The 20,771-nt window shown below is 66.7% G+C and carries 16 protein-coding genes and 1 pseudogene; 5 read left to right on the top strand and 12 right to left on the bottom strand.

The window, feature by feature from the left end; translation table 11 throughout:
• Window positions 1–76: 76 nt before the first annotated feature.
• The 9 genes from BDO18943_RS03335 to BDO18943_RS03295 all read right to left on the bottom strand — a co-directional run bounded on the left by BDO18943_RS03335 (window position 77) and on the right by BDO18943_RS03295 (window position 11,608).
• A complete protein-coding gene (locus BDO18943_RS03335) occupies window positions 77–1,225 on the bottom strand; it encodes a hybrid-cluster NAD(P)-dependent oxidoreductase (protein WP_175021213.1) in 1,149 nt (382 codons plus the stop codon).
• A gap of 113 nt (window positions 1,226–1,338) precedes the next feature.
• A complete protein-coding gene (locus tag BDO18943_RS03330; protein WP_175021212.1) occupies window positions 1,339–2,580 on the bottom strand; it encodes an aromatic ring-hydroxylating oxygenase subunit alpha in 1,242 nt (413 codons plus the stop codon).
• Window positions 2,581–2,632: 52 nt separating this feature from the next.
• Window positions 2,633–3,418, bottom strand: a complete 786-nt coding sequence (locus tag BDO18943_RS03325; RefSeq protein WP_175021211.1) for an electron transfer flavoprotein subunit beta/FixA family protein — start codon at window positions 3,416–3,418, stop codon at window positions 2,633–2,635.
• A complete protein-coding gene (locus BDO18943_RS03320) occupies window positions 3,415–4,584 on the bottom strand; it encodes an electron transfer flavoprotein subunit alpha/FixB family protein (RefSeq protein ID WP_175021210.1) in 1,170 nt (389 codons plus the stop codon). Before BDO18943_RS03320 ends, BDO18943_RS03325 begins: the two co-directional genes overlap by 4 nt.
• 4 nt (window positions 4,585–4,588) lie before the next feature.
• Window positions 4,589–6,514, bottom strand: a complete 1,926-nt coding sequence (locus BDO18943_RS03315; protein WP_175021209.1) for a (Fe-S)-binding protein — start codon at window positions 6,512–6,514, stop codon at window positions 4,589–4,591.
• A 3-nt stretch (window positions 6,515–6,517) separates the two neighbouring features.
• Window positions 6,518–8,581 (bottom strand): NADH:flavin oxidoreductase, encoded by a 2,064-nt coding sequence (locus tag BDO18943_RS03310; RefSeq protein WP_043180448.1) that lies wholly within the window; start codon window positions 8,579–8,581, stop codon window positions 6,518–6,520.
• Between the two features lie 76 nt (window positions 8,582–8,657).
• Complete coding sequence (locus BDO18943_RS03305; protein ID WP_043180450.1) at window positions 8,658–9,191, bottom strand: DUF5943 domain-containing protein; 534 nt, start codon at window positions 9,189–9,191, stop codon at window positions 8,658–8,660.
• Window positions 9,192–9,330: 139 nt separating this feature from the next.
• Window positions 9,331–10,302: a dipeptidase gene (locus tag BDO18943_RS03300; RefSeq protein WP_043180452.1), complete on the bottom strand. Its 972-nt coding sequence runs from the start codon at window positions 10,300–10,302 to the stop codon at window positions 9,331–9,333.
• Between the two features lie 31 nt (window positions 10,303–10,333).
• Entirely contained in the window at window positions 10,334–11,608 is a 1,275-nt protein-coding gene (locus tag BDO18943_RS03295; RefSeq protein ID WP_043180455.1) for a serine hydroxymethyltransferase, read from the bottom strand.
• Window positions 11,609–12,056: 448 nt separating this feature from the next.
• Here BDO18943_RS03295 and BDO18943_RS03290 point away from each other — a divergent pair, with 448 nt between their 5' ends.
• A complete protein-coding gene (locus BDO18943_RS03290) occupies window positions 12,057–13,082 on the top strand; it encodes a GlxA family transcriptional regulator (RefSeq protein WP_175021208.1) in 1,026 nt (341 codons plus the stop codon).
• A gap of 59 nt (window positions 13,083–13,141) precedes the next feature.
• Here BDO18943_RS03290 and BDO18943_RS03285 read toward each other — a convergent pair whose 3' ends face one another.
• The gene (locus BDO18943_RS03285) at window positions 13,142–14,554 is read right to left on the bottom strand and encodes a discoidin domain-containing protein (RefSeq protein ID WP_175021207.1); all 1,413 of its coding nucleotides are present in this window, start codon (window positions 14,552–14,554) and stop codon (window positions 13,142–13,144) included.
• 276 nt (window positions 14,555–14,830) lie between these two features.
• On the opposite strand from BDO18943_RS03285, the gene BDO18943_RS03280 reads away from it, so the two are divergent.
• The 3 genes from BDO18943_RS03280 to BDO18943_RS03270 all read left to right on the top strand — a co-directional run bounded on the left by BDO18943_RS03280 (window position 14,831) and on the right by BDO18943_RS03270 (window position 18,331).
• On the top strand, window positions 14,831–16,252 hold the full coding sequence (locus tag BDO18943_RS03280) for an aminotransferase-like domain-containing protein (RefSeq protein WP_175021206.1): 1,422 nt from the start codon (window positions 14,831–14,833) through the stop codon (window positions 16,250–16,252).
• A gap of 262 nt (window positions 16,253–16,514) precedes the next feature.
• Window positions 16,515–17,273, top strand: coding sequence for a hypothetical protein (locus BDO18943_RS03275; RefSeq protein WP_175021205.1), 759 nt, complete (start codon window positions 16,515–16,517; stop codon window positions 17,271–17,273).
• Window positions 17,274–17,443: 170 nt separating this feature from the next.
• Complete coding sequence (locus tag BDO18943_RS03270; RefSeq protein WP_175021204.1) at window positions 17,444–18,331, top strand: DMT family transporter; 888 nt, start codon at window positions 17,444–17,446, stop codon at window positions 18,329–18,331.
• On the opposite strand, the gene BDO18943_RS03265 is transcribed toward BDO18943_RS03270, so the two are convergent.
• Window positions 18,320–19,234, bottom strand: a complete 915-nt coding sequence (locus tag BDO18943_RS03265; protein WP_175021203.1) for a LysR substrate-binding domain-containing protein — start codon at window positions 19,232–19,234, stop codon at window positions 18,320–18,322. The two genes, BDO18943_RS03270 and BDO18943_RS03265, sit on opposite strands and share 12 nt — an antisense overlap.
• Window positions 19,235–19,341: 107 nt before the next feature.
• Window positions 19,342–19,479, bottom strand: a pseudogene (locus tag BDO18943_RS03260) (formaldehyde dehydrogenase, glutathione-independent); the annotation flags it as partial.
• A gap of 265 nt (window positions 19,480–19,744) precedes the next feature.
• On the opposite strand from BDO18943_RS03260, the gene BDO18943_RS03255 reads away from it, so the two are divergent.
• Window positions 19,745–20,767 (top strand): class I fructose-bisphosphate aldolase, encoded by a 1,023-nt coding sequence (locus BDO18943_RS03255; protein ID WP_175021202.1) that lies wholly within the window; start codon window positions 19,745–19,747, stop codon window positions 20,765–20,767.
• The last annotated feature ends 4 nt before the right edge of the window (window positions 20,768–20,771 follow it).

Genomic DNA, 20,771 nt, shown 5'->3' with positions numbered 1-20,771 from the left:
AATCCGCGGTATCGTTGTTTTCCGACGGATGCTTGTCCGGGTGCGACGCACCCGGACAGCCGATGGTGTGTTGCGACTACTTGTCGATCACGAGGTCCGACAGCGGCTTGCTGCAGCACAGCAGCACCATGCCCTGGTCGATCTCGCGCTGGCGGATGCCGCCGTTATGTTTCATTTCAACCTGCCCCGACACGAGCTTCACCTTGCAGGTGCCGCACATGCCCTGCGTGCACGAGGCCGGCAGCCGCACGCCCGACTGGCGTGCCGCGTCGAGCACGTGCTGCTCCGAGCCGCACGAAATCTCGCGATTGCTCTTTGCGAAGCTGACCGTGTACTGCTTCGTGTCGGTGTCGGCGCCTTCGGCCGGCGGGGCGAGATCGGCGAGTAGTTCGTCGCTCGCGGTCTGCGCGAGCGTTTCGAACGAGAAGCTTTCCTCGTGATACTGCTTGCGATCGAAGCCGGCTTCGTCGAGCAGGTCGCGCACGGCCTTCATGTACGGCGCGGGGCCGCACGTGAAGATCTCGCGCTCCATGAAATCCGGTGCGATCAGCTTCAGCAGCGGCAGCGTCAGGAAGCCCGTGACGCCCGGCCAGTTGGTGCGCGCACCGACGCGCTCGACGACGAACGACGTGCGGAAGTTCGTGTGGTTCGACGCGATCAGGTCGAGCTCGCGCGCGAAGATGATGTCGTCCGGCGTGCGCGCGCTGTGCACGAACAGGATGTCGCGATCTTCCGCGAGATCATGGTGCGCGCGGCTCATCGACATCAGCGGCGTGACGCCCGATCCGGCCGACAGGAACAGGTACTTGCGCGCCGGATGCCGTGCGCACGTGAACTCGCCGGCCGGGCCGAGCACGCGCACCGGTGCGCCCGGCTGCAGGTTGTCGTGCAGCCAGTTCGACACCTTGCCGCCCGGCACGCGCTTCACCGTGATCGACACCGTGTGCGGCCGCGCGGGCGACGACGAAATCGTGTAGCAGCGGTTGATGGTTTCGCCGTCGATGTCGAGCTCGAGCGTGAGGAACTGCCCGGGCTCGAACGAAAACGAGCGGCCCTGCGGCGAACGGAAGAAGAAACTCTTCACGTCGTGCGTTTCCTGCCGCACGTGGCAGCACACCAGCGTTTCCTCGACGTCGCTCGTCCAGCGCTCGGGAAGGGCGTTCCAGAACGCCGGGTGCGTCACCCGGCTGTCCGTCGGCTCGAAGTTGGCCGCATCTCGCATCATGGCAACCTCCGCCGGGCCGCCCCAAGGAGGTTAGCCGCCCCCTTGGGGGGCAGCGAGCAAAGTGAGCGTGGGGGTTGTTTCATCAGTGACTCCGCTTGTCCGCTGCTGTCCGCTTATTCGCCGGTTTTTTCGGCGAGCCGGCCGATGTACCAGGCCGAGAATTTTTCGACGAGACCTTCCGTGAACGGCGAATACGGGCCCGGCTCGTACGCGCTGCTGGTTGCGCCGCGCTGCGAGAACTCGACGAGCGCGCGATCCTGGTCGTTGGTCGCGTTCCACACGGCCGTGAGGTTCTTCACGTCGTAATCGATGCCTTCCTTCGCGTCCTTGTGCACGAGCCACTTCGTGCGCACGAGCGTCTTGCCGGCCGACAGCGGGATCACCGAGAACGTCACGATGTGATCGCTCATGAAGTGGTGCCACGAGTTCGGCTGCGTCCAGAACGACAGCCCGCCGAGGTCGGCCTTGTCGAAGCCGCCGAGCAGCTTCCTCGACGCGACCTTCGCATCGAGCGTCTGCGATTCGCCGTGGCGATCGAGCGGCAGGCGCTGCGTGCGGAAACCCGTCACGTCGAGCAGCTTCTCGATCTCTTCGGACGGCAGGCCCATTTCGGCCCACTCCTTGCCGCGACGCACGCACGTTTCAGCGAACGCGTCCATGCCTTCGGCGTTCGCGTCGGAACGCTGGTAGCCGAAGCCGTATTCGTACAGCGAGATGGTGAGCTCCGGATGGTTCGCGACGCAGTGATAGCACTCGCGGTTGTTCTCCATCGTGAGCTTCCAGTTGCCTTCCTCGATGATGTCGATCTGCGCGGCGATCTTCGTGCTCGGCAGATCGTGCGGCAGCAGGTACGGCTCCATCTCGGCGCGCAGCTGCGCGAAGTCGGCGGGCGGCTCGTCGGCCAGGCAGACGAAGATCAGGCCCGCGAGGTTCTCGACGTGCACCGACTTCAGGCTGTGCTTGCAGCGGTCGAACTTCTCGCCCATGTGCTCGGCGAACATCAGCTGGCCCGTCAGGTTGTAGGTCCAGCTGTGGTACGGGCACACGATGTTGCCGACCGAGCCCTTGTCCTCGTTGCACAGGCGCGCGCCGCGGTGACGGCACACGTTGTGGAACGCGCGGATCGCCATGTCGTCGTCGCGCACGATCAGGATCGAATCGCTCCCCAGTTCCACGGTCACGTAGTCGCCCGGCTCCGGAATGTCCGGTTCGACCGCCACCTGGATCCAGTGCTGGCGGAAAATCGCCTCCATGTCGAGCGCGAAGATGTCCTCGCTCGTGTAGAACGGTGCTTCGAGGCTGTGCCCTTCCTTGCGCCGCTCGATCAATGCACGAATGTCTGCCGATACTTTCATCGTTTGCTCCGGATTCCTTGCATCCCTGGGTTCTTGCCGACAGGCATCAAAATCAGTAGTCGATGAGCTGATGCTCGCGCAAATACGCGAGTATCACTTGTGCTTTTTCGACCGAACTCCCTTCATTTACGACGTTGCCGCCACGGCTTTCGGTCGTCGTCGCGGACAGCATCCGGGCATGCCCGGAGCGCTTCTCGGCGGCGACCAGCTTTACGGGTTTACGCTCGATCGGGCCGACCTTCCACGCGGCCGCGTCGGCGTCCGCGCCGGGTGCCGCGAGCGCGGGCCGGATCGCGCCGGCGCGCAGCCGCGCATACGCGTAGCGCGGCTCGGCATTGGCCAGCGGATGGACGGCGACGACGGCCGGCAGCGCCGCGTCGACGCGCCGCCGCAGCCCTTTCGGCAAAAATTGCCGGACGGCCACGCGACCGCCTTCGACCGTCACGTCGACGGCCGAGCCGACGAGCGGATAGCCGAGCGTCGCGGCGATGCGATACGGCAGCATCCCTGTGTCGTACGCGCCCTCGGCACGGGTGCCGGTCAGCACGAGGTCGTAGTCCTCGACGCGCGCGGCGAGCGCGTGCACGGCATCGTCGTCGTCGCGGCAGGCCAGCACCTCGACCTCCCGTGCGCCGAGCGCGAGATATTCGGCAAGCGCCGCATTCGCGGGGTCGCCCGCATGGATCACGTCGAGCTTCGCGTGATGCCGCTCCGCGAGCTGGCGGCCGGTTTCGAGCGCGGCTGCGTCGTTGCGGCTATAGCGCGCGACGCCGCTGACCGGGTGGCGGCCGACGGACACGAGCACCGCGATGCGTTGCAACTGGCGGGGGGCGTTCATGCGGCGACTCCTTCCGGTTCACGGGTGCCGACCGCGGCCGGCGATTCGCCACGCGCGGCGCGCGCAGCCTGCACCTGTTCGATCAGCGCGGCGATCGTGCCCTGCGCGTCGCCCACCACCGTCAGGTTCGCGCGCTTCGCGATCGGCGCGCTGCCGTCGAGGTTCACGGCGATCACGTGGCGGCAGTCCTTGATCCCCTGCAGGTGCTGCACCGCGCCCGAGATGCCGAACGCGATGTACACGCTCGCCTCGACCGTCTTGCCGGTTGCACCCACCTGCTTGTCGCGCGTGAAGTGGCCGTTGTCGACCGCGACACGGCTCGCGCCGATCGCCGCGCCGAACGCGCCGGCCAGCCGCTCGAACGCGCCGATGTCGGACACGCCGTTGCCGGCCGACACGATGAAATCGGCTTCCTCGAGTGCGACCTGGGCCGCATCGATTTCGTCGAGACCGAGATCGCGGTACGGCTGCGCGGCGTCATGCATCGGGCGGATGAAGTCGGCGGCCAGGCGTTCGCCCGCACCGACGAACGGCAGCTTCGCGTCGACCGCGTTCTGCGCGAGCAGGATCACGTCGGGCAGCGCTCGGGTGGCGAACGCGCGCCCGGCCTGCACATACGCGCCGACATGCTTTGCGTCGATCTCGACGACGTGCGTCGCGACGCTCGCACCGGCGGCCGCTGCGTAACGCCGGCCGAGATCGCCGTCGCCCGTCGCGTTGTCGGGCACGAACACGTGTTTCGGCGCGAGTGCCGCAACACATGCCTGCAACGCTTGCAGTTCGCTTTCAGGGTCGAACGCGCGGCGCTCGAAGCCGGCGAGTTCCAGCAGCTTGTCGACGCCCAGTTCGGCCACGTCGTCCTTCAGCTCGCCGAACGCGAGCAGCGCGACTTCGGTCTGCGCATCGGCGAGCAGCGCGGCGGCAGCGATTGCCTGCCGCGAATGATCGTCGAGCGCGCCACGTTCGCTGTGCGCGACCACCAGCATCACGTGCTTCGGATCCTGCACCGCGCGGCGCGGCTTCGCGGCCGCTGCGCCATGACCGTGCACGGACCCGTGCGCGGCGTTCTCATCGGCGCTGCCTTCCTCGCCGAGCGTGATGCGCTTCAGGCCGGCGGCCGTGATGATGAACGGCCGGCGCGGATCGATTCGTTTGATCGTGTTCATCGATTCACTCCAGCGAGGCGGCAACGAGTTCGGCCACGTCGAGCACGTCGGGGCGCGGGCCCACGACGCCTTCGAGCATCGCCGTGCAGTTCGGGCAGGCAACCGCGACCACGTCCGCGCCGATCGTGCGTGCATCGGCGATACGGATGTCGGGAATGCGCTGCTTGCCGGGGATGTCGGTCAGCGGCGCACCGCCGCCACCGCCGCAGCAGCGGCCGCGCATGCCGTTGCGCTCCATTTCGACGACCTGGATGCCGATCGTCTTCAGCAGCTTGCGCGGCGCTTCCGTCTCGCCGTTGTAGCGGCCGAGGTAGCACGGGTCGTGATACGTGGTGCGCTTCTCGCGCAGCGCTTCGACGGCCTTCGGTGCGATCTTGCCGCTCTCTGCCAGTTCGGCGAGGTAGGTCGTATGGTGCTTGACCGTCACGCGCAGCCCGAGCGCACGGTATTCGTTGCGCAGGCTGTGCATCACGTGCGGGTCGGCCGTCACGATCTGCTTGTACGACAGCGTACCGAGCGTGCCGATCAGGCGCTTCGCCATCTGCTGGAACGTCGCTTCGTCGCCGAGCCGGCGTGCGACGTCGCCCGTATCGGTTTCGGTCGAGCCGAGCACCGCATAGTCGACGCCCGCCTTGTTCAGCACCTTGACGAACGCGCGCAGCGTGCGCTGGTAGCGCATGTCGAACGCGCCTTCGCCCGCGACGAACAGCACGTCGACCGGCTTGCCGGGCTGTGCGACGGGCGCACTCAGGTCGACCGACCAGTCGTAGCGCGCGGTCGTGTCGTAGCCGCCCATCGTGCCGGTTTCACGCAGGTTCGCGAGCACTTCCTGGCCCTTGCCCGGCACCGTGCCGTGCACGAGCGTGCGGTTGCGGCGCATGTCGACGATCGCATCGACGTGCTCGATCAGCATCGGGCATTCCTGCACGCATGCGCGGCAGGTGGTGCACGACCACAGCGTCTGCTCTTCGATCAGGCCCGACACGATCGGGCCGTTCGGCTCGCCGCGATGCCGGCCGACCGCGAGGCCCGGCGACGGGCTGCCCGCGTACGCCGCGTCGGTGCCGCCCGCCATCCCGACGACGAGATCCTGGATCAGCTTCTTCGGGTTCAGCGGCTGGCCCGACGCGAACGCGGGGCACGCGGCTTCGCACTTGCCGCACTGCACGCATGCGTCGAAGCTCAGCAGCTGGTTCCAGCGGAATTCGACCGGCTTCTCGACGCCGTACTCCTGATGCTCGATGTCCGGCAGCTTCAGCGCGGTCGGCGGCGTGGCCGTACCGTCGCCCGTGAACGATTCGCGGGTGGCCGCGAAGCGCTCCTGGCGCGGGTGGAAGGCCAGGTGCAGCAGGCCGGCGATCGCGTGCTTCATCGGGCCGCCCTTCGCGGCGCCGACCGTCATCGTGAATGCACCGACACCGATCAGCACGGCACAGAGCACCGCGAACGCACCCGACATCGCGCCGGTCGGCACCAGCATGAACAGCACGAGGCCGAGCGCGAACGAGCCGAGCAGCCAGGGCAGCGTATTCCACGGGCCGCGCGACAGGCGGGCCGGCACGTCCTTGGCCGCGCGCCGGCGCCACACGAACACCGCGCCGACCAGCATCGCGAGCGCCGACAGGAAGATCAGCTTGTCGAGCCACGGCGAGTAGATCGCGAGGCCGTAGTTGATGAACACCAGCGCGAGCGCGCCGATCGCGCCACCGGCGGTCGCGACGTGCGTCTTCGCGATGTACGGATCGCGGGCGACCACGTGGTGCAGGTCGACGAAGTAGCGCTTCGGGATCGCGAACAGGTTCGCGATCCCGAACGAGCCGGGCGCGGTGGCCCGGCCGAGACGCCAGTAGGACGAGCGCTTCGCGACCGCGAACGCGAGCCCCGCCACCGACAGCCACAACAGGGCGGTAATGAGGAAGGACGGGTTCATCGTTTAGAAATCCTTCACGAGACGCAGCGAGTCGTAGATCGCACCGTGGACGTTGTGCATCGAGATGCAGTCGCCGACACGGAACAGCAGGAAACGGCCGTTGCCGAGTTCTTCCGACAGGCACGGCTGCGGCTCGGCCGCGAACAGCGTGTGCGGATCGATCTGGCCGCGGTTCACCGATTCCGGCTTGAGCTTCCAGTACAGTTCGTCGTTCGGCGACGAACCGTTCTCGATCACCACCTGGTCGACGGCGCGCTCTTCGAGCTCTTCCGTGTACTCGTTGCGCAGCACGGCGATCAGCTTGCCGTCCTCTTCATAGACGCGATCGAGCATCGTGTTCGGCGTCGGGATCACGCCGAATGCGTACAGGCGGCGATAGAAGATCGGGAACGTCGTGCCGCCGCAATCGTCGGCCACCTTCACGTCAGGCGTGACGACCTCGACCTTCGAGCCGCGGCTCGCCATGAAGTCGGCCACGCCGGCGCCCGCATGCGTGCTCACGCCGTCGAACAGCAGCACGTTCTGCTTCGGCTCGACCTTGCCCGTCAGGATGTCCCACGAGCTGACGGCGAGGCCCTCGGCCACGCCCCAGCCCGGCACCTGCCACGTGAAGCTCGACCCGCCCGTCGCAAGCACGACGATGTCCGGCTTCTCGGCCATGATCATCTTCTCGTCGGCGGCGACGCCGAGGCGTCGATCGACGCCCAGGCGCTTCGTTTCCATGTCGAACCAGCGGATGATCCCCGACATCTGTTCGCGCTGCGGCGCCTTCGCCGCGATCATCACCTGCCCGCCGACTTCCGCGTTCTTTTCGAACAGCACGACGTCGTGGCCGCGCAGCTTCGCGACACGCGCCGCTTCCAGGCCCGCCGGTCCCGCGCCGACCACCACGACCTTGCGCTTCGGGCCGCGCGACTTCTCGATGATGTGCGGCATCGTCGCTTCGCGCGACGTCGCGGCGTTCTGGATGCACAGCACGTCGAGGCCGTTGTACTGGCGGTCGATGCAGTAGTTCGCGCCGACGCACTGCTTGATTTCGTCTTCGCGGCCGTCGCGGATCTTGATCACCATGTGCGGATCGGCAATCTGCGCGCGCGTCATGCCGACCAGGTCGATCATGCCGGTCGCGAGCAGGCGCTCGGCCTGGCCCGCATCGCGGATGCTCTGCGCGTGCATCACCGGAATCTTCACGACCGACTTGATGCCGGCCGCGAGGTGCACGAACGGCTCCGGCGGCAGCGCCATCGGCGGCATGCAGTTGGCGATCGTGTTGTGCGTATCGCCGCCCGAGCCGACCACGCTCAGGTAGTCGATCAGGCCCGTCTCCGACATCGCCTGCGCGATTTCCTTCAGCGCTTCGTGATCGAGGCCATCCTCGTGGAATTCGTCGCCGCACATGCGCAGGCCGACGCAGAAATCCTTGCCGACCGCCTCACGCACGGCCGTCAGCACTTCGATGCCGAAGCGCAGCCGGTTCTCCAGGCTGCCGCCCCATTCGTCGGTGCGGTGGTTCGAACGCTTGCTCCAGAACTGGTCGATCAGGTGCTGGTGCGCAGCCGAGATTTCGATGCCGTCCATGCCGGCCGCCTTCACGCGCTTCGCGGCCGCCGCGAAATCGCCGATGATGCGGCGGATTTCCTCGATCTCGATGATCTTCGCGTTACCGCGGTGCACGGGTTCGCGCACGCCCGACGGCGACATCAGGTGCGGCCAGTGCTCGCCGTGGAACGACGAGCGGCGGCCCATGTGCGTCGCCTGGATCATGATCTTCGCGCCGTGCTTGTGCATCGCGTCGGCCAGCCGCGTAAGCGGATCGATGATCTTGTCGTTCGACAGGTTCACCGATTTCCACCAGCCCTGCGGGCTGTCGATCGACACCGGGCTCGACCCGCCGCAGATCGCGAGGCCCACGCCACCCTTGGCCTTTTCTTCGTAGTAGCGGATATAGCGGTCGCCCGGCAGGCCGCCCGGCTCGGCATACACCTCCGCATGCGCGGTGCTGACGATCCGGTTGCGCAGCGTCAGCTGGTTCAGCTGCATGGGTTTGAACAGGTGGGGATAACGCATCGCTGGCGACCTCTGGCGTTCGAATGTCTCGTGTTGCGGGTGTTGTTCTGTTTCGGTGAATCAGTGCGTCAGGGCATCAGTGCGCGATCGGCGACACTTCGAACACGCAGTGATCGTGATGCTCGGCCGCGCACTGCACTTCCTTCGATTGCGCGCGCGGGGCGCCCTTGCCTTCCGGCGTCGTGTCGTTGACCCAGTCCATCGCGCCGGCGAACCAGCCCGCGAACATGTAGCAGAGCTTGCCTTCCTTGCCCGGCTGCTGGAGCACGAATGACGAGTGGCGCAGCTCGATCCTGGCGCGCGCGCTGGCCGGATCGGCCTCGATGATCGAGAACAGGCCCCAGCCGCGCTGCGACAGGCGCTTCAGGTAGTGCTCGAACACGGCCATGCCGGTCAGGCCGTGCAGCTTGGCTTCCTTGTCGCACCAGTGGTATGCGGACTTGTAGCCGGCCTTGTAGAGGATCTCGGCATACGCTTCGACGCCGAGCGCTTCCTCGACGGCGACGTGGTTGTTCGTGAAGAAGTGGCGCGGCACGTACAGCATCGGCAGCGCGTCGGTGGTCCAGACGCCGGTATCGGGATCGACGTTGATCGGCAGTTGCGGTTGCATCGTGTGACTCCGTGAGGAAAGTGGCCGCGCGGCTCAGTGCGCAGGCGCGACATCGTCCGCGCGCCCGCGCGGCTTGCGCGGGCACGTCCCGATTTCTTGTAATGTTGAATCGCTGGGGGTGGTTCGGCGTTCGCGGCGCTTACGCGCCCCACACGTCCTTGAACACACGCACCCAGTTCTCGCCCATGATCTTGCGGATACGCGACTCCTTCCAGCCGTGGCGTTCCATCGCCGCGGTCAGGTTCGGGAATTCGCCGATCGTGCGGATGCCGTCCGGGTTGATCACCTTGCCGAAGTTCGTCAGCTGGCGATAGCGGCCCTTGTCGTGCGTCAGCATGTCGAAGAATTCCTTCGCGAAATCCTGCGTGAAATCCGTGCCGATGCCGACCGCGTCTTCGCCGATCAGGTTCACGACGTACTCGATCGCCTCGATGTAGTCGTCGATGTTCGCTTCGATCCCGCGCTTCAGGAACGGCGCGAACATCGTCACGCCGACGAAGCCGCCTGCATCGGCGATCTCCTTCAGTTGCTCGTCGCTCTTGTTGCGCGGATGCTCCTTCAGGCCCGACGGCAGGCAGTGCGAGTAGCACACCGGCTTCTTCGAGAACGCGATCGCTTCCGACGACGTGTTGCCGCCCACGTGCGACAGGTCGACCATGATCCCGACGCGGTTCATCTCGGTGATCACTTCGCGGCCGAAGTCCGACAGCCCGCCGTCACGCTCGTAGCAACCGGTGCCGACCAGGTTCTGCGTGTTGTAGCAGAGCTGCACGACGCGCACGCCCATGTCGGCGAACGCTTCGATGTAGCCGAGGTTGTCCTCGAACGCATGCGCGTTCTGGAAGCCGAGGATCACGCCCGTCTTGTTTTCCTTCTTCGCGCGGAAGATGTCTTCCGTCGTGCGCACCAGCGTCAGCAGCTCGCCGTTGTCGCGGATCTTCTTCTTCATCACGCCGATGTTGTCGACGGTCTTCGTGAAGTTCTCCCACACCGACACCGTACAGTTCGCGGCGGTGATGCCACCCTTGCGCATGTCTTCGAACACCGGCTTCTCGAACTTCGAGATGTTCAGCCCGTCGATGATGATGCTGTCTTGATGCAGCGTGCTCATGTGTTGCTCCAGTATTGTCGGGTCGGTGGGATCAATAGATCGGGAAGCGTTCGCACAACGCGAAGATCTCGCGGCGCACGCGCTGTTCGGTCGCGTGGTCGCCTTCCGGGTTCGCGCGCAGCGCGTCGAACACTTCCAGGATCAGGCGGCCCACCTCGCGGAATTCCGCGACGCCGAAGCCGCGCGTCGTGCCGGCCGGCGTGCCGAGGCGGATGCCCGACGTGACGGTCGGCTTCTCGGTGTCGAACGGAATGCCGTTCTTGTTGCAGGTGATGCCCGCGCGTTCGAGCGCCTGCTCGACCGGCGCGCCTTTCAGGCCCTTCGGGCGCAGGTCGACCAGCAGCAGGTGGTTGTCGGTGCCGCCCGTGACGAGATCCACGCCGCCGGCCTTCAGCACTTCGCCGAGCGCCTGCGCATTCGCGAGCACGTTGTCGATGTAGGTCTTGAAGTCCGCATGCAGCACTTCGCCGAACGCGACGGCCTTGCCGGCGATCACGTGCATCAACGGGCCGCCCTGCAGGCCGGGGAACACGGCCGAGTTGATCTTCTTCGCGATGTCCTCGTCGTTGGTCAGCACGAAGCCGCCGCGCGGGCCGCGCAGCGTCTTGTGGGTGGTCGACGTGACGACGTGCGCATGCTCGACCGGGTTCGCGTGGCGGCCCGCGGCGATCACGCCGGCGATGTGCGCCATGTCGACCATCAGCTTCGCGCCGACGCTGTCGGCGATCGCGCGAAAACGTGCGAAATCGAGCGCACGCGGGTACGCCGAGAAGCCGGCGATGATCAGGTTCGGCTTGTGCTCGTGCGCAAGCGCTTCGACCTGGTCGTAGTCGATCAGCATCGTGTCGCGGTTCACGCCGTACTGCACGGCGTTGAACCACTTGCCCGACAGCGCCGGCTTCGCGCCGTGCGTCAGGTGGCCGCCGGCGTCGAGCGACATGCCGAGCACCGTGTCGCCCGGCTTGGCCAGCGCGAGCATCACCGAGCCGTTCGCCTGCGCGCCCGAGTGCGGCTGCACGTTCGCATAGCCGGCGTTGAAGATCTGCTTGACGCGCTCGATCGCCAGCGCCTCGACTTCGTCCGCGAACTCGCAGCCGCCGTAGTAGCGCTTGCCGGGATAACCTTCCGCGTACTTGTTGGTCAGCACCGAGCCTTGTGCCTCCAGCACCGCACGCGACACGATGTTTTCCGACGCGATCAGCTCGACCTGCGACTGCTGACGCTCGAGTTCCTTCAGGATGGCGCTGCGCACCGGCGCGTCGCGCTCGGCCAGGGGCTGCGAGAAGAATGGCTGGGTGTTCGACATAGTGCGTCCGTGACGAAGAATAAGGGGCTGAAACCGAAGCTCAAGGCCCGCCCTGCCTGGGTTTCCCGCTCGTCCCGTACAAGGCTGCCGACGGCTCTATTCTTGTCGTTCGGATTTTCGGCGGATTGATGAATTTAGACGCGTTCTTTGCCTTTTCCGCCATCCGCGTCCGTTTTATACAAGTGACCGGTCGTGCTTTTTCGGATGACCAAGCAAACCGCCTCCTGCCGTTCACCTATGAACAGGCACGCCGGCGGTGCGATTGCCGCCCGGTCGGGGTGCAACGCGTCACGAATACGGTGCAGCGCAGCATGCCGCTTTCAGCCATACAACGTATGGAGCTAGGGTTTAGCCGTATGGCACGCTTGTTGCGCTGGCTCACACAATACCGCAGCCCGATCGGTGCCTCCCGGGCGTATAGCTATTAGAGATTCAAGGAACGCTCCCCATGTCGCCCGACCGCACAGCGTCGCTGTCCCACTTCGCGTTCATGCCATTACCGAATTTCACGATGATCGCATTTACTAATGCGATCGAGGTGCTTCGGATGGCGAACTACCTGAGCGGCCAACCGCTCTACCGCTGGTCGGTCATCAGCCCGGACGGCGGCCCGGTCACCGCGAGCAACGGCCTGACGGTCGACACCGGCCCGGCCGAATGCGTGGGGCAACCGGACATCGTGTTCGTGTGCGGCGGCGTCGACGTGCAGCGCGCGACCACGCCCGCCCATCTGTCGACGCTGCGCCGCTTTGCGCGCTCGGGCATCCCGCTCGGCAGCCTGTGCACGGGCACCTATGCACTCGCAAAGTCGGGACTGCTCGCGGGCTACGCATGCGCGATTCACTGGGAGAACATGTCGGCGCTGAAGGAAGAGTTTCCGGACACGCGCTTCCTGAAGGAACTGTTCGTGATCGACCGCGACCGCATCACGTGCACGGGTGGCGTCGCGCCGCTCGACATGATGCTGAACCTGATCGCCGCGCGCGTGGGCACCGCGCGCGTCACGCAGATCGCCGAGCAGTTCATCGTCGAACATGTGCGTGACACGAGCGCGCAGCAACGCATGCCGCTCGTCGCGCGCCTCGGCTCCGCGAACAAGTCGCTGTTCGAAGTGATCTCGCTGATGGAAAACAACATCGAGGAGCCGCTGTCGCGCGAGGAGCTCGCGCGGCTCGCGAACATGTCGCAGCGGCAACTGCAGCGCCTGTTCCGCGAGCACCTCGGGATGACGCCGACGCACTACTACCTGACGCTGCGGCTGCGCCGCGCGCGCGAACTGCTGCTGCAGACCGACATGTCGATCATGCACATCACGATGGCGTGCGGCTTCCAGTCGGCGTGCCATTTCAGCAAGAGCTATCGCGACGCGTTCGGCGTCGCGCCGACGCGCGAGCGCCGCAAGCAGGTCGCGCCGCTTGCGCAGGGTGCGACGAGCGCCAGCCCGGCATTCCCCACGCATGCGCTGCATGCGTGAGCCTCACCGCGATTGCCCTATGAAAAAAGCGACCTCGAAGGTCGCTTTTTTCTTTGCGCTTACGATCCCCACACCTGCATTTCGTCGAGCGAATAACCCCACTGCGTCGCGCGCTTCGTGCCATACATCCGCACGTAGCGCCCATGCCCGTTCAGGTTCGGCAGCGTCACGTGGCCGTATGACACGCCGTTGTTCGTCGAGTAGATCGTCGTCCAGTTCGCGTTGTCGTTCGACACCTGGATCTGGTAGACGAGCGCGCCCGCATCCCAGTAGAGATCGATGCTGTTGATCGTCTTCGTCGCACCGAGATCCACGGAGATCCATTGCGGATCGACGCCCGCACCCTCCGGCGAATCCCAGCGCGTGCTCGTGGTGTTGCCGTCGAACGCCTTGTCGGGCGTGAGCGACGCGTTGTAGCTCGCCGATGCGGCAGCCGGGTGGCCTTGCGACAGCAGTGTCGGCTGTGCGGCAGCCGGGCCACCGTAGTAGCTCGACCCGAGCTTGGCCTTCGTCGTGTCGGCGTTCACGCCGAACTGCGACAGGCTCCAGCGCTGGCCGGTCGTCACGTCACCGACGTAGAGCTGATAGCCGCCCGCCGTCGTCGACGAGAAGAATACGTAGTTCGTGCCGCTCACCGGTGCCGGATCCGAGTTGTTGCTCACGCAGTCGTTGATCGGCAATGCGTTCGGCGTCGACGCCGGGTCCGCGGTCTTCGTATAGATCTGGTCGGCCTGGCCGCTGTCTTTCCAGCGTGCATAGAACACCATGCCGTCCCCACGCACGATCGGGTAATACGTCTGCAGCCCGGCCGGGTGATCGAACGTGACGGTGACACCGGTCGCGAGCGTGCGCTTCATCAGCCCCATGTTCGCGCCGGTGCCGGTCGCGTAGTACACGGCGCTCGCATCCGGCGCGAGGAACGGCATCGAGTATTCGGCGCCGGCCGGCGCATTCGTCAGGCTCACGACCGACGTGAAGACCGGGCCCGCGCTCGTGTACGACAGCGTCGCCTGCTTGACGTCGCCGTTCTGCTTGAACACGAGGGTCTTGCCGTCCGCGCTGAATTTCGGATCCTCGTTACGCGTCGCGCCGGTGCTGTTCGTCAGGTTGACCGGCGGTGTGCCCGCGCCGAGCTGCAGCATGAACACGTTCCATGCGCCGTTGCTGATGCCCATGAACGCGAGCCACTTGCCGTCGGGGCTGAACACGCCGTTCATCGGATCGGTGATGCCCCATGCGCTCTTGCTCAGTTGCGTCAGCGTATGGGCCGAGAAGTCGTAGAGGAACAGCTGGCTCGTGCCGTCGCCGTACTTGACGTAGCTGTGATAGACGAGCTTGCCGGTCAGTGCGGCGGGAAACGTCGCGTTGGATTGCGTCGGCGGATTGCTGATGCAGGCGGCCTGCGCGGCGCCGCCGAGCAGGTTGAGGGCGAGGCCGGCCACGAGGCCCGCGACGAGAGTATTCGATTTCACGCTGAAGGTTTCCGGTTAGGGTCATGACACCGCTGACTAGACCTCGTACGCACCGGCGCACGGGCCACGGATCAGCCGGCGGACAGCGTGAGTTCCGTATCGGTCAATGTCGGGAACGAAGATTGCTCGAGCGGCGAAAGCATGCCAGCGAGTCGCGCCGAAAAACAGGATCAGAGCCCGTGAAAAACAAGCGGATCACGGGATAACGAGGCCTGTCGCGCAGCGCGCGCCGTGCTACTCTTTTTTCGGCACAAAGCTGCTCGACTTGAGGCAGGCATGAAGCGTTATGCGATGCTCGCCCGGACGATTTCCGAGTCGATCCGGCGTGGAGATCTGGCCCCCGGTGCGCGCATCCCGACCGTGCGTGCCGCGTGCCGTGCATACGGCGTAAGCCCGTCCACCGTGTTTCGCGCGTACTACGCGCTCGAAAGCGAGGGTCTGATCGTCGCGCGCGCACGGTCCGGATATTTCATTGCGAACCTCGAAGACAAACACCTTCGATTCGGCCACGATCCGCCGCGCAAGCCGGCCGCCGCACCCATCGGCGGCGACGACACGCTGTTGCGTCTGCTCGATTCGCTCAAATGCGACGACGTCGTGCCACTCGGCTCCGCATTCGCCAGCTATTCGCTGTTCCCGATGAGCAGCCTGTGGCGCTACGTTGCGTCGGCGGCGCGCAGCATGGACCGCACGAAACTGCTCTCGGGATTGCCGCCCGGCTACGACGCGCTGCGTCGCCAGATTGCATTGCGCTACCTGAACGCGGGCGCGGCGTTGCCGATGGACGAGATCGTCATCACGACCGGCGCGCTCGAAGCGCTGACGCTGAGCCTGCAGGCGCTCACGCGCCCCGGCGACATCGTCGCGATTGAACGGCCCGCGTTCCATGCGGTGCTGCATGCCGTGCAGCGCCTGCACCTGAAGGCCGTCGAGATTCCGGTCGACCCGCGCACGGGCCTCGACCTCGATGCACTCGCGCAGGCACTCGACACGCATCCGGTGCGCGCGTGCTGGTTCATGACGTCGTTCCACAACCCGACCGGCGCGACACTCACCGACGAGCGCAAGCGTGCGCTGATCGACCTGCTCGCGGCACGCAACGTACCGTTGATCGAGGACGACGTCTATGGCGAGTTGCATTTCGGCACGGCACCCACGCGCCCCGCCAAGCTGTACGACGACAGCGGGCTCGTCCTGCATTGCGGTTCGTTCTCGAAGTGCCTCGCGCCCGGGTTCCGGATCGGCTGGGTCGCGGCCGGACGCTACGTGCGGCAGATCCGTCAGGCAAAAGGCGCGAGTGCGCCGGCGGCCGACGTGCCCGCGCAGATGGCGATTTCGAGCTACCTGCGCGACGGCGCGTACGACCGCTTCCTGCGCAAGCTGCGCCGCAATCTCGCCGCGCATCAGGCGCAGATGCTCGCGGCCGTGCGCGCGTATTTTCCGGCCGGCACCGAGGTATTCGCGCCGCGCGGCGGGTATTTCCTGTGGATCGAACTGCCGCCGCGCGTGGATGCGATGCATCTGTTCGACGATGCGATGGAAGGCGGCGTCAGCATCGCGCCGGGGCCGATCTTTTCCGCGACCGGCGGATTCCGCCGCTATCTTCGGCTCAATTACGGCCGGCCGTGGACACCGGCCGTCGAGCACGCGATGCAGACCATCGGGACGCTCGCGGCCCGGCAGCGGCAGGACGGCTAGCGTGGATCTGACGAATTACAGCGGCCTATTGTGCCTTGCGTTTCACGCGCCTGCGACCAAGAATGAAGCGGTAGGCCGCCACGAACGAATGCGTTCCGCGCACTCGACGTCATGGAGAACCTCATGAGCACCGCATGCGAACGACCCTCGACGACGCACGCTCCGCCGGATTCCGGCACGAGCCGGCCGGCTGCCTGGCAGGAAAGGATCGTGACGACCGGCGACCGTTCGCCGCGTTGACGGCGCCCACCCGCTTCCAGCGATGCGAGTCCTGCCCAACCGGACAAGCCGCGCGCGCGACGACTGGCGTGCAATCCTGAACGCGCGAGCCGAAGCACGACGCACCACCTGCTGCCGCTGCAGGGAATGCGGCTTCGTGGCCTTCCGCGCACTCGAGCACTGCCCCGTCTGCGGCCAGCGGAACTGGCCGTTCGATCCGGTGCGCCAGGCCTCGGACGACACGCATGCCACCCATGCGGCGCACTCCTTTCACACGTGGTCGTCGCGCGTCGCACGGGCGCTTCGCAACGCGGCGTTCCGGCGGCCGCGCGCATCGAGCGCACCGATCCTGAGCATCCTGACGCTCGTGCTGCTGGTCGGCGGCTACGTGACGGTCGACCGGACGTGCAAGGCCGATCCGGTCTGTCGCGGTTCGAATGGTTCGGGCGCGACGGCAAGCGATGCCGGCCCGTACGCGTCGAACGATCCCGTGCTGCCGGTCTTGCCGGCGCCCGTCTATCCGTTTCATTCGGCTGACGGAGCGCAGGTGGCCGCCGCCCGACAGGGTAGCCCCGATCTCGGCGAATCGGCCGGACGGACGGCCGTCGCGCGGGCGGTGCCGGCCATGCGTGCCCGCGACCGGTCGCACCCCACCGCCACGGTTCGCCTGGCGGACTGGAAGGCCAGCCGCAGTGCCGCGCATCGTGCCCGCGCATTCCACCGCGTGAGCGTGCACACCGTGCATGCGCGACGCGCCACCGCCAGCAATACGCAAATCGCGCAGCTCTATCGCGGCCACTGAGCGCGCATGCGCAGTCCGTGCATGCGTGTCCGTCGATTCATTTTTCTAAACCGCCCGTCACAAAACCTCGTTTGCATCGCGACTCGCGCGTGACGTTCAATGGGTCATTCGCCCGCGCCGGCGCGTATCGCGTTCCGGCCGGTCGCCCGATCCACCGAACGGAGTCGTCGATGAATGCACTACAGCTCGTGACCCTGGCTGCCATCTGGGGCGCGTCCTTCCTGTTCATGCGCATGGGCGCACCGGAATTCGGCGTCGTCCCGCTGATCGCGCTGCGCGTCGCGATCGCGGCCGTGCTGTTGTCGCCGGTGCTGCGCCACGCGCAGGCGCGACAGGAATTCCGCTCGCATCTGGTGCCGCTGTTCGTCGTCGGCATCGCAAACTCGGCGCTGCCGTTCTGCCTGCTGACCTACGCGGCGCTGTTCGTGTCGGCCGGCACCGATTCGATCCTGAATGCGACGACACCGCTATGGACCGCGATCGTCGCGTACGTGTGGCTGCGCGCGCCGCTGACGAAGCCGCAGGCGCTCGGTCTCGCGCTGGGCTTTGCCGGCGTCGTCGTGCTCGCCGGTTCGGCGGTCGGTGCCGGTACACCCGGCGCACCGCGCGCGATCGCCGCGGCAATGCTCGCGACGCTGTCGTACGGGTTCGCCGCGCATTACTCGAAGCGCAAGCTGGCGAACGTCAGGCCGTTCGTGTCGGCATTCGGCAGCCAGTTGTTCGCGGCGGTCGCGCTCGTGCCGCTCGCGCTGCCGCTGTGGCCACACGGCCCCGTTCACACGTCTGCGTGGATCGCGGTGGTGCTGCTCGGCTCGATCTGCACGGCCGTCGCCTACCTGCTGTACTTCGGGCTGATCCGCCATGCGGGCGCGCAATATGCCGCGTCGGTCACGTTCCTGATCCCGATCTTCGGTGTCGTATGGGGGGCGATCTTCCTGCACGAGACGATCTCGGTGCAGACGGTCGCCGGATGCGCAATCATCCTGCTCGGCACCGCGCTCGCGACCGGCAAGCTCAAGGGGTTCGCGGCCACCGCCGTGCGCGGGTCACGCCAGTAGATCGCGCGGGCCGTCGTCGCCGCTGCCGATCTCGCTCGCGAGCCAGTCGCGGAACGCGGCGATCTTCCACTCGTGCTGGCGCGCTTCGCTGCACACGACGTAGTAGGACAGTTCGGTCGGCCAGGGCCGTGCGAGCACACGTACCAGCCGGCCGGCCGCGATTTCGTCCCGCGCATAGATGTCGCGCACCAGCGCCATGCCCTGCCCGGCGACCGCCGCCTTGATCAGCAACGCATCCTCGCTGAAGCTCGCGCCGCGCGGCGCACGGGCATCCTCGATCCCCTGCGCGCGCAGCCACAACGCCCAGTCGGCACGATCCGCATCCTGCAACAGCGGGTACGACAGGCAGTCGGCCGGCGTGGCGACCGGACGGGCGGGATCGAGCAGTTGCGGGCTGCACACGGGCCACAGCTCGGGCGTCCAGATGCGGAACGACGCGTGTCCGGGATAGCGGCCCAACCCGTGCCGGATCGCGACGTCGACATAGTCGCGACGCAAGTCGACCAGCTGCCCGCGCGTCTCGACCGTGATTTCGATTTCCGGGTACGCAGCATTGAACCCGCCGAGGCGCTGCACGAGCCACGTGTTCGCGAAGGAGGCGGTGGTCGTCACCGCGAGACGGACGATGCGCCGATTGGCGCCGTGCACGTTCGCCCACGCGGCCTCGATCTCGTTGAAGCCGCCGGCGAGCTGGTCGAACAGCGCACGGCCCGTGCCGGTCAGCTCGAGTTCGCGGCCAGTGCGCTCGAACAGGCGCACGGCGAGGCGATCCTCGAGATTGCGGACATGCTGGCTGACGGCGCCCGGAGAAATGCAGAGCTGGTCGGCCGCCTGTTTCATGCTGCCGCAGCGCGCCACTTCGACGAACGTGTGCAACGCTGCGAGGGGAAGTGACTTGGCCATCCGTGAATGTGCCGCCGGTCGGCGGCGGTGGGGTCGGGAACGGGCGATGATTATCGCAGCAATTTCGTATGGCCGGGATCGCCGGGCGCCAGCGCTCCGGGCCGCGCGGCGTGCGACTTCGCCCAGCCGAGGCCGAAGCGGAGGCTCAGGCTGCCGTGCTGCCCGGCCTTGTCCTTCGCGCCCGGATCGTCCGTCACGTACCGACCCGGGATGCCGATCGCATCGGCCGGCCGCGTGATTTCCATCCGTGCGCCTCAACGACGGCCGACTGCGGACACCCACGGTCGAACACGCGATGCCGCCCATCGGTGCGCCGGCCTCGCGGCAATGGCACACGCACCAGCCCTGGCGCGGACGATGCCACCCGAGCGCGCCAATCAGGCGCGGCACGCGCCTTGCGTTCTGGCCGGTGCGCGACAAAGAATGAAATCGGCAGGCGGCGTGACAATGTGACGAAGTGAACAGCGGGCGGCCGGCACGGCCGCATGGCGGTTTCAGCGGAGGAATTCCATGAGCACCGAGAGCGCACTCCAGGCGACGATCCAGGCACTCGTTCAGGATGGCAAAGGCTTGCTGGCGGCCGACGAAAGCGGGCCGACCATCGCGAAGCGCTTCAAGACGATCGCGGTCGAATCGACCGAAGAGAACCGCCGCACATGGCGCACCCTGTTGCTGTCGACACCGGGCCTCGGTGAATTCGTCAGCGGCGTGATCCTGTATGAAGAGACGCTCGGGCAATGTGCGGACGACGGCACGCCGTTGCCCGAACTCGCCGCTCGCCAGCAGATCGTGCCCGGCATCAAGGTCGACGCGGGCAAGATCCCGCTCGCGCTCGCGCCCGGCGACGAAATCACGCAAGGGCTCGATGGGCTTGCGGCGCGCCTCGACGGCTACCAGCGGCAAGGCGCGCGGTTCGCGAAATGGCGCGCGGTGTACAACGTGTCCGCCACGCTGCCGGGCCATGCGGCGATCCAGGCAAACGCCGAAGCGCTGGCGCGCTATGCGGCGATCTGCCAGGAGGCCGGCGTCGTGCCGATCGTCGAGCCGGAAGTGCTGATGGACGGCGATCATTCGATCGGCCGCTGCGCGCAAGTGACCGACGCCGTGCTGCACGCCGTGTTCGACGCGCTGCACCGGCATCGGGTCGTGCTGGCGCACATGTTGCTCAAACCGAGCATGGTCGTCGCGGGCAGCACGCACACCGCACCGCCGGCCCACGCCGAAGTCGCAGAGGCGACGGTGCGCCTGTTGCGCAGCGTCGTGCCGGCCGAAGTGCCCGGCATTTTCTTCCTGTCCGGCGGACAGACGCCCGAGGAAGCGACGGCGCATCTCGACGCGATGAATCGCGTTGCCGGGCGGCCGTGGCTGCTGAGCTTTTCCTATGGGCGCGCACTGCAGGAGCCGCCGCTGGCGGCGTGGAAGGGACAGGCGGCCAACGTACGCGCCGCGCAGGATGCGCTGCTGCTGCGCGCACGCCTGAACGGTGCGGCCTGCCGCGGTCAGTACGACGCCGCGATGGAGCGCACCACGTGAACGG

Source organism: Burkholderia aenigmatica (assembly GCF_902499175.1).
GTDB classification, from domain to species: Bacteria; Pseudomonadota; Gammaproteobacteria; order Burkholderiales; family Burkholderiaceae; genus Burkholderia; species Burkholderia aenigmatica.
Note: the sequence above shows the minus strand (reverse complement) of the source record. Positions and strands in the feature narration are given on the sequence as shown.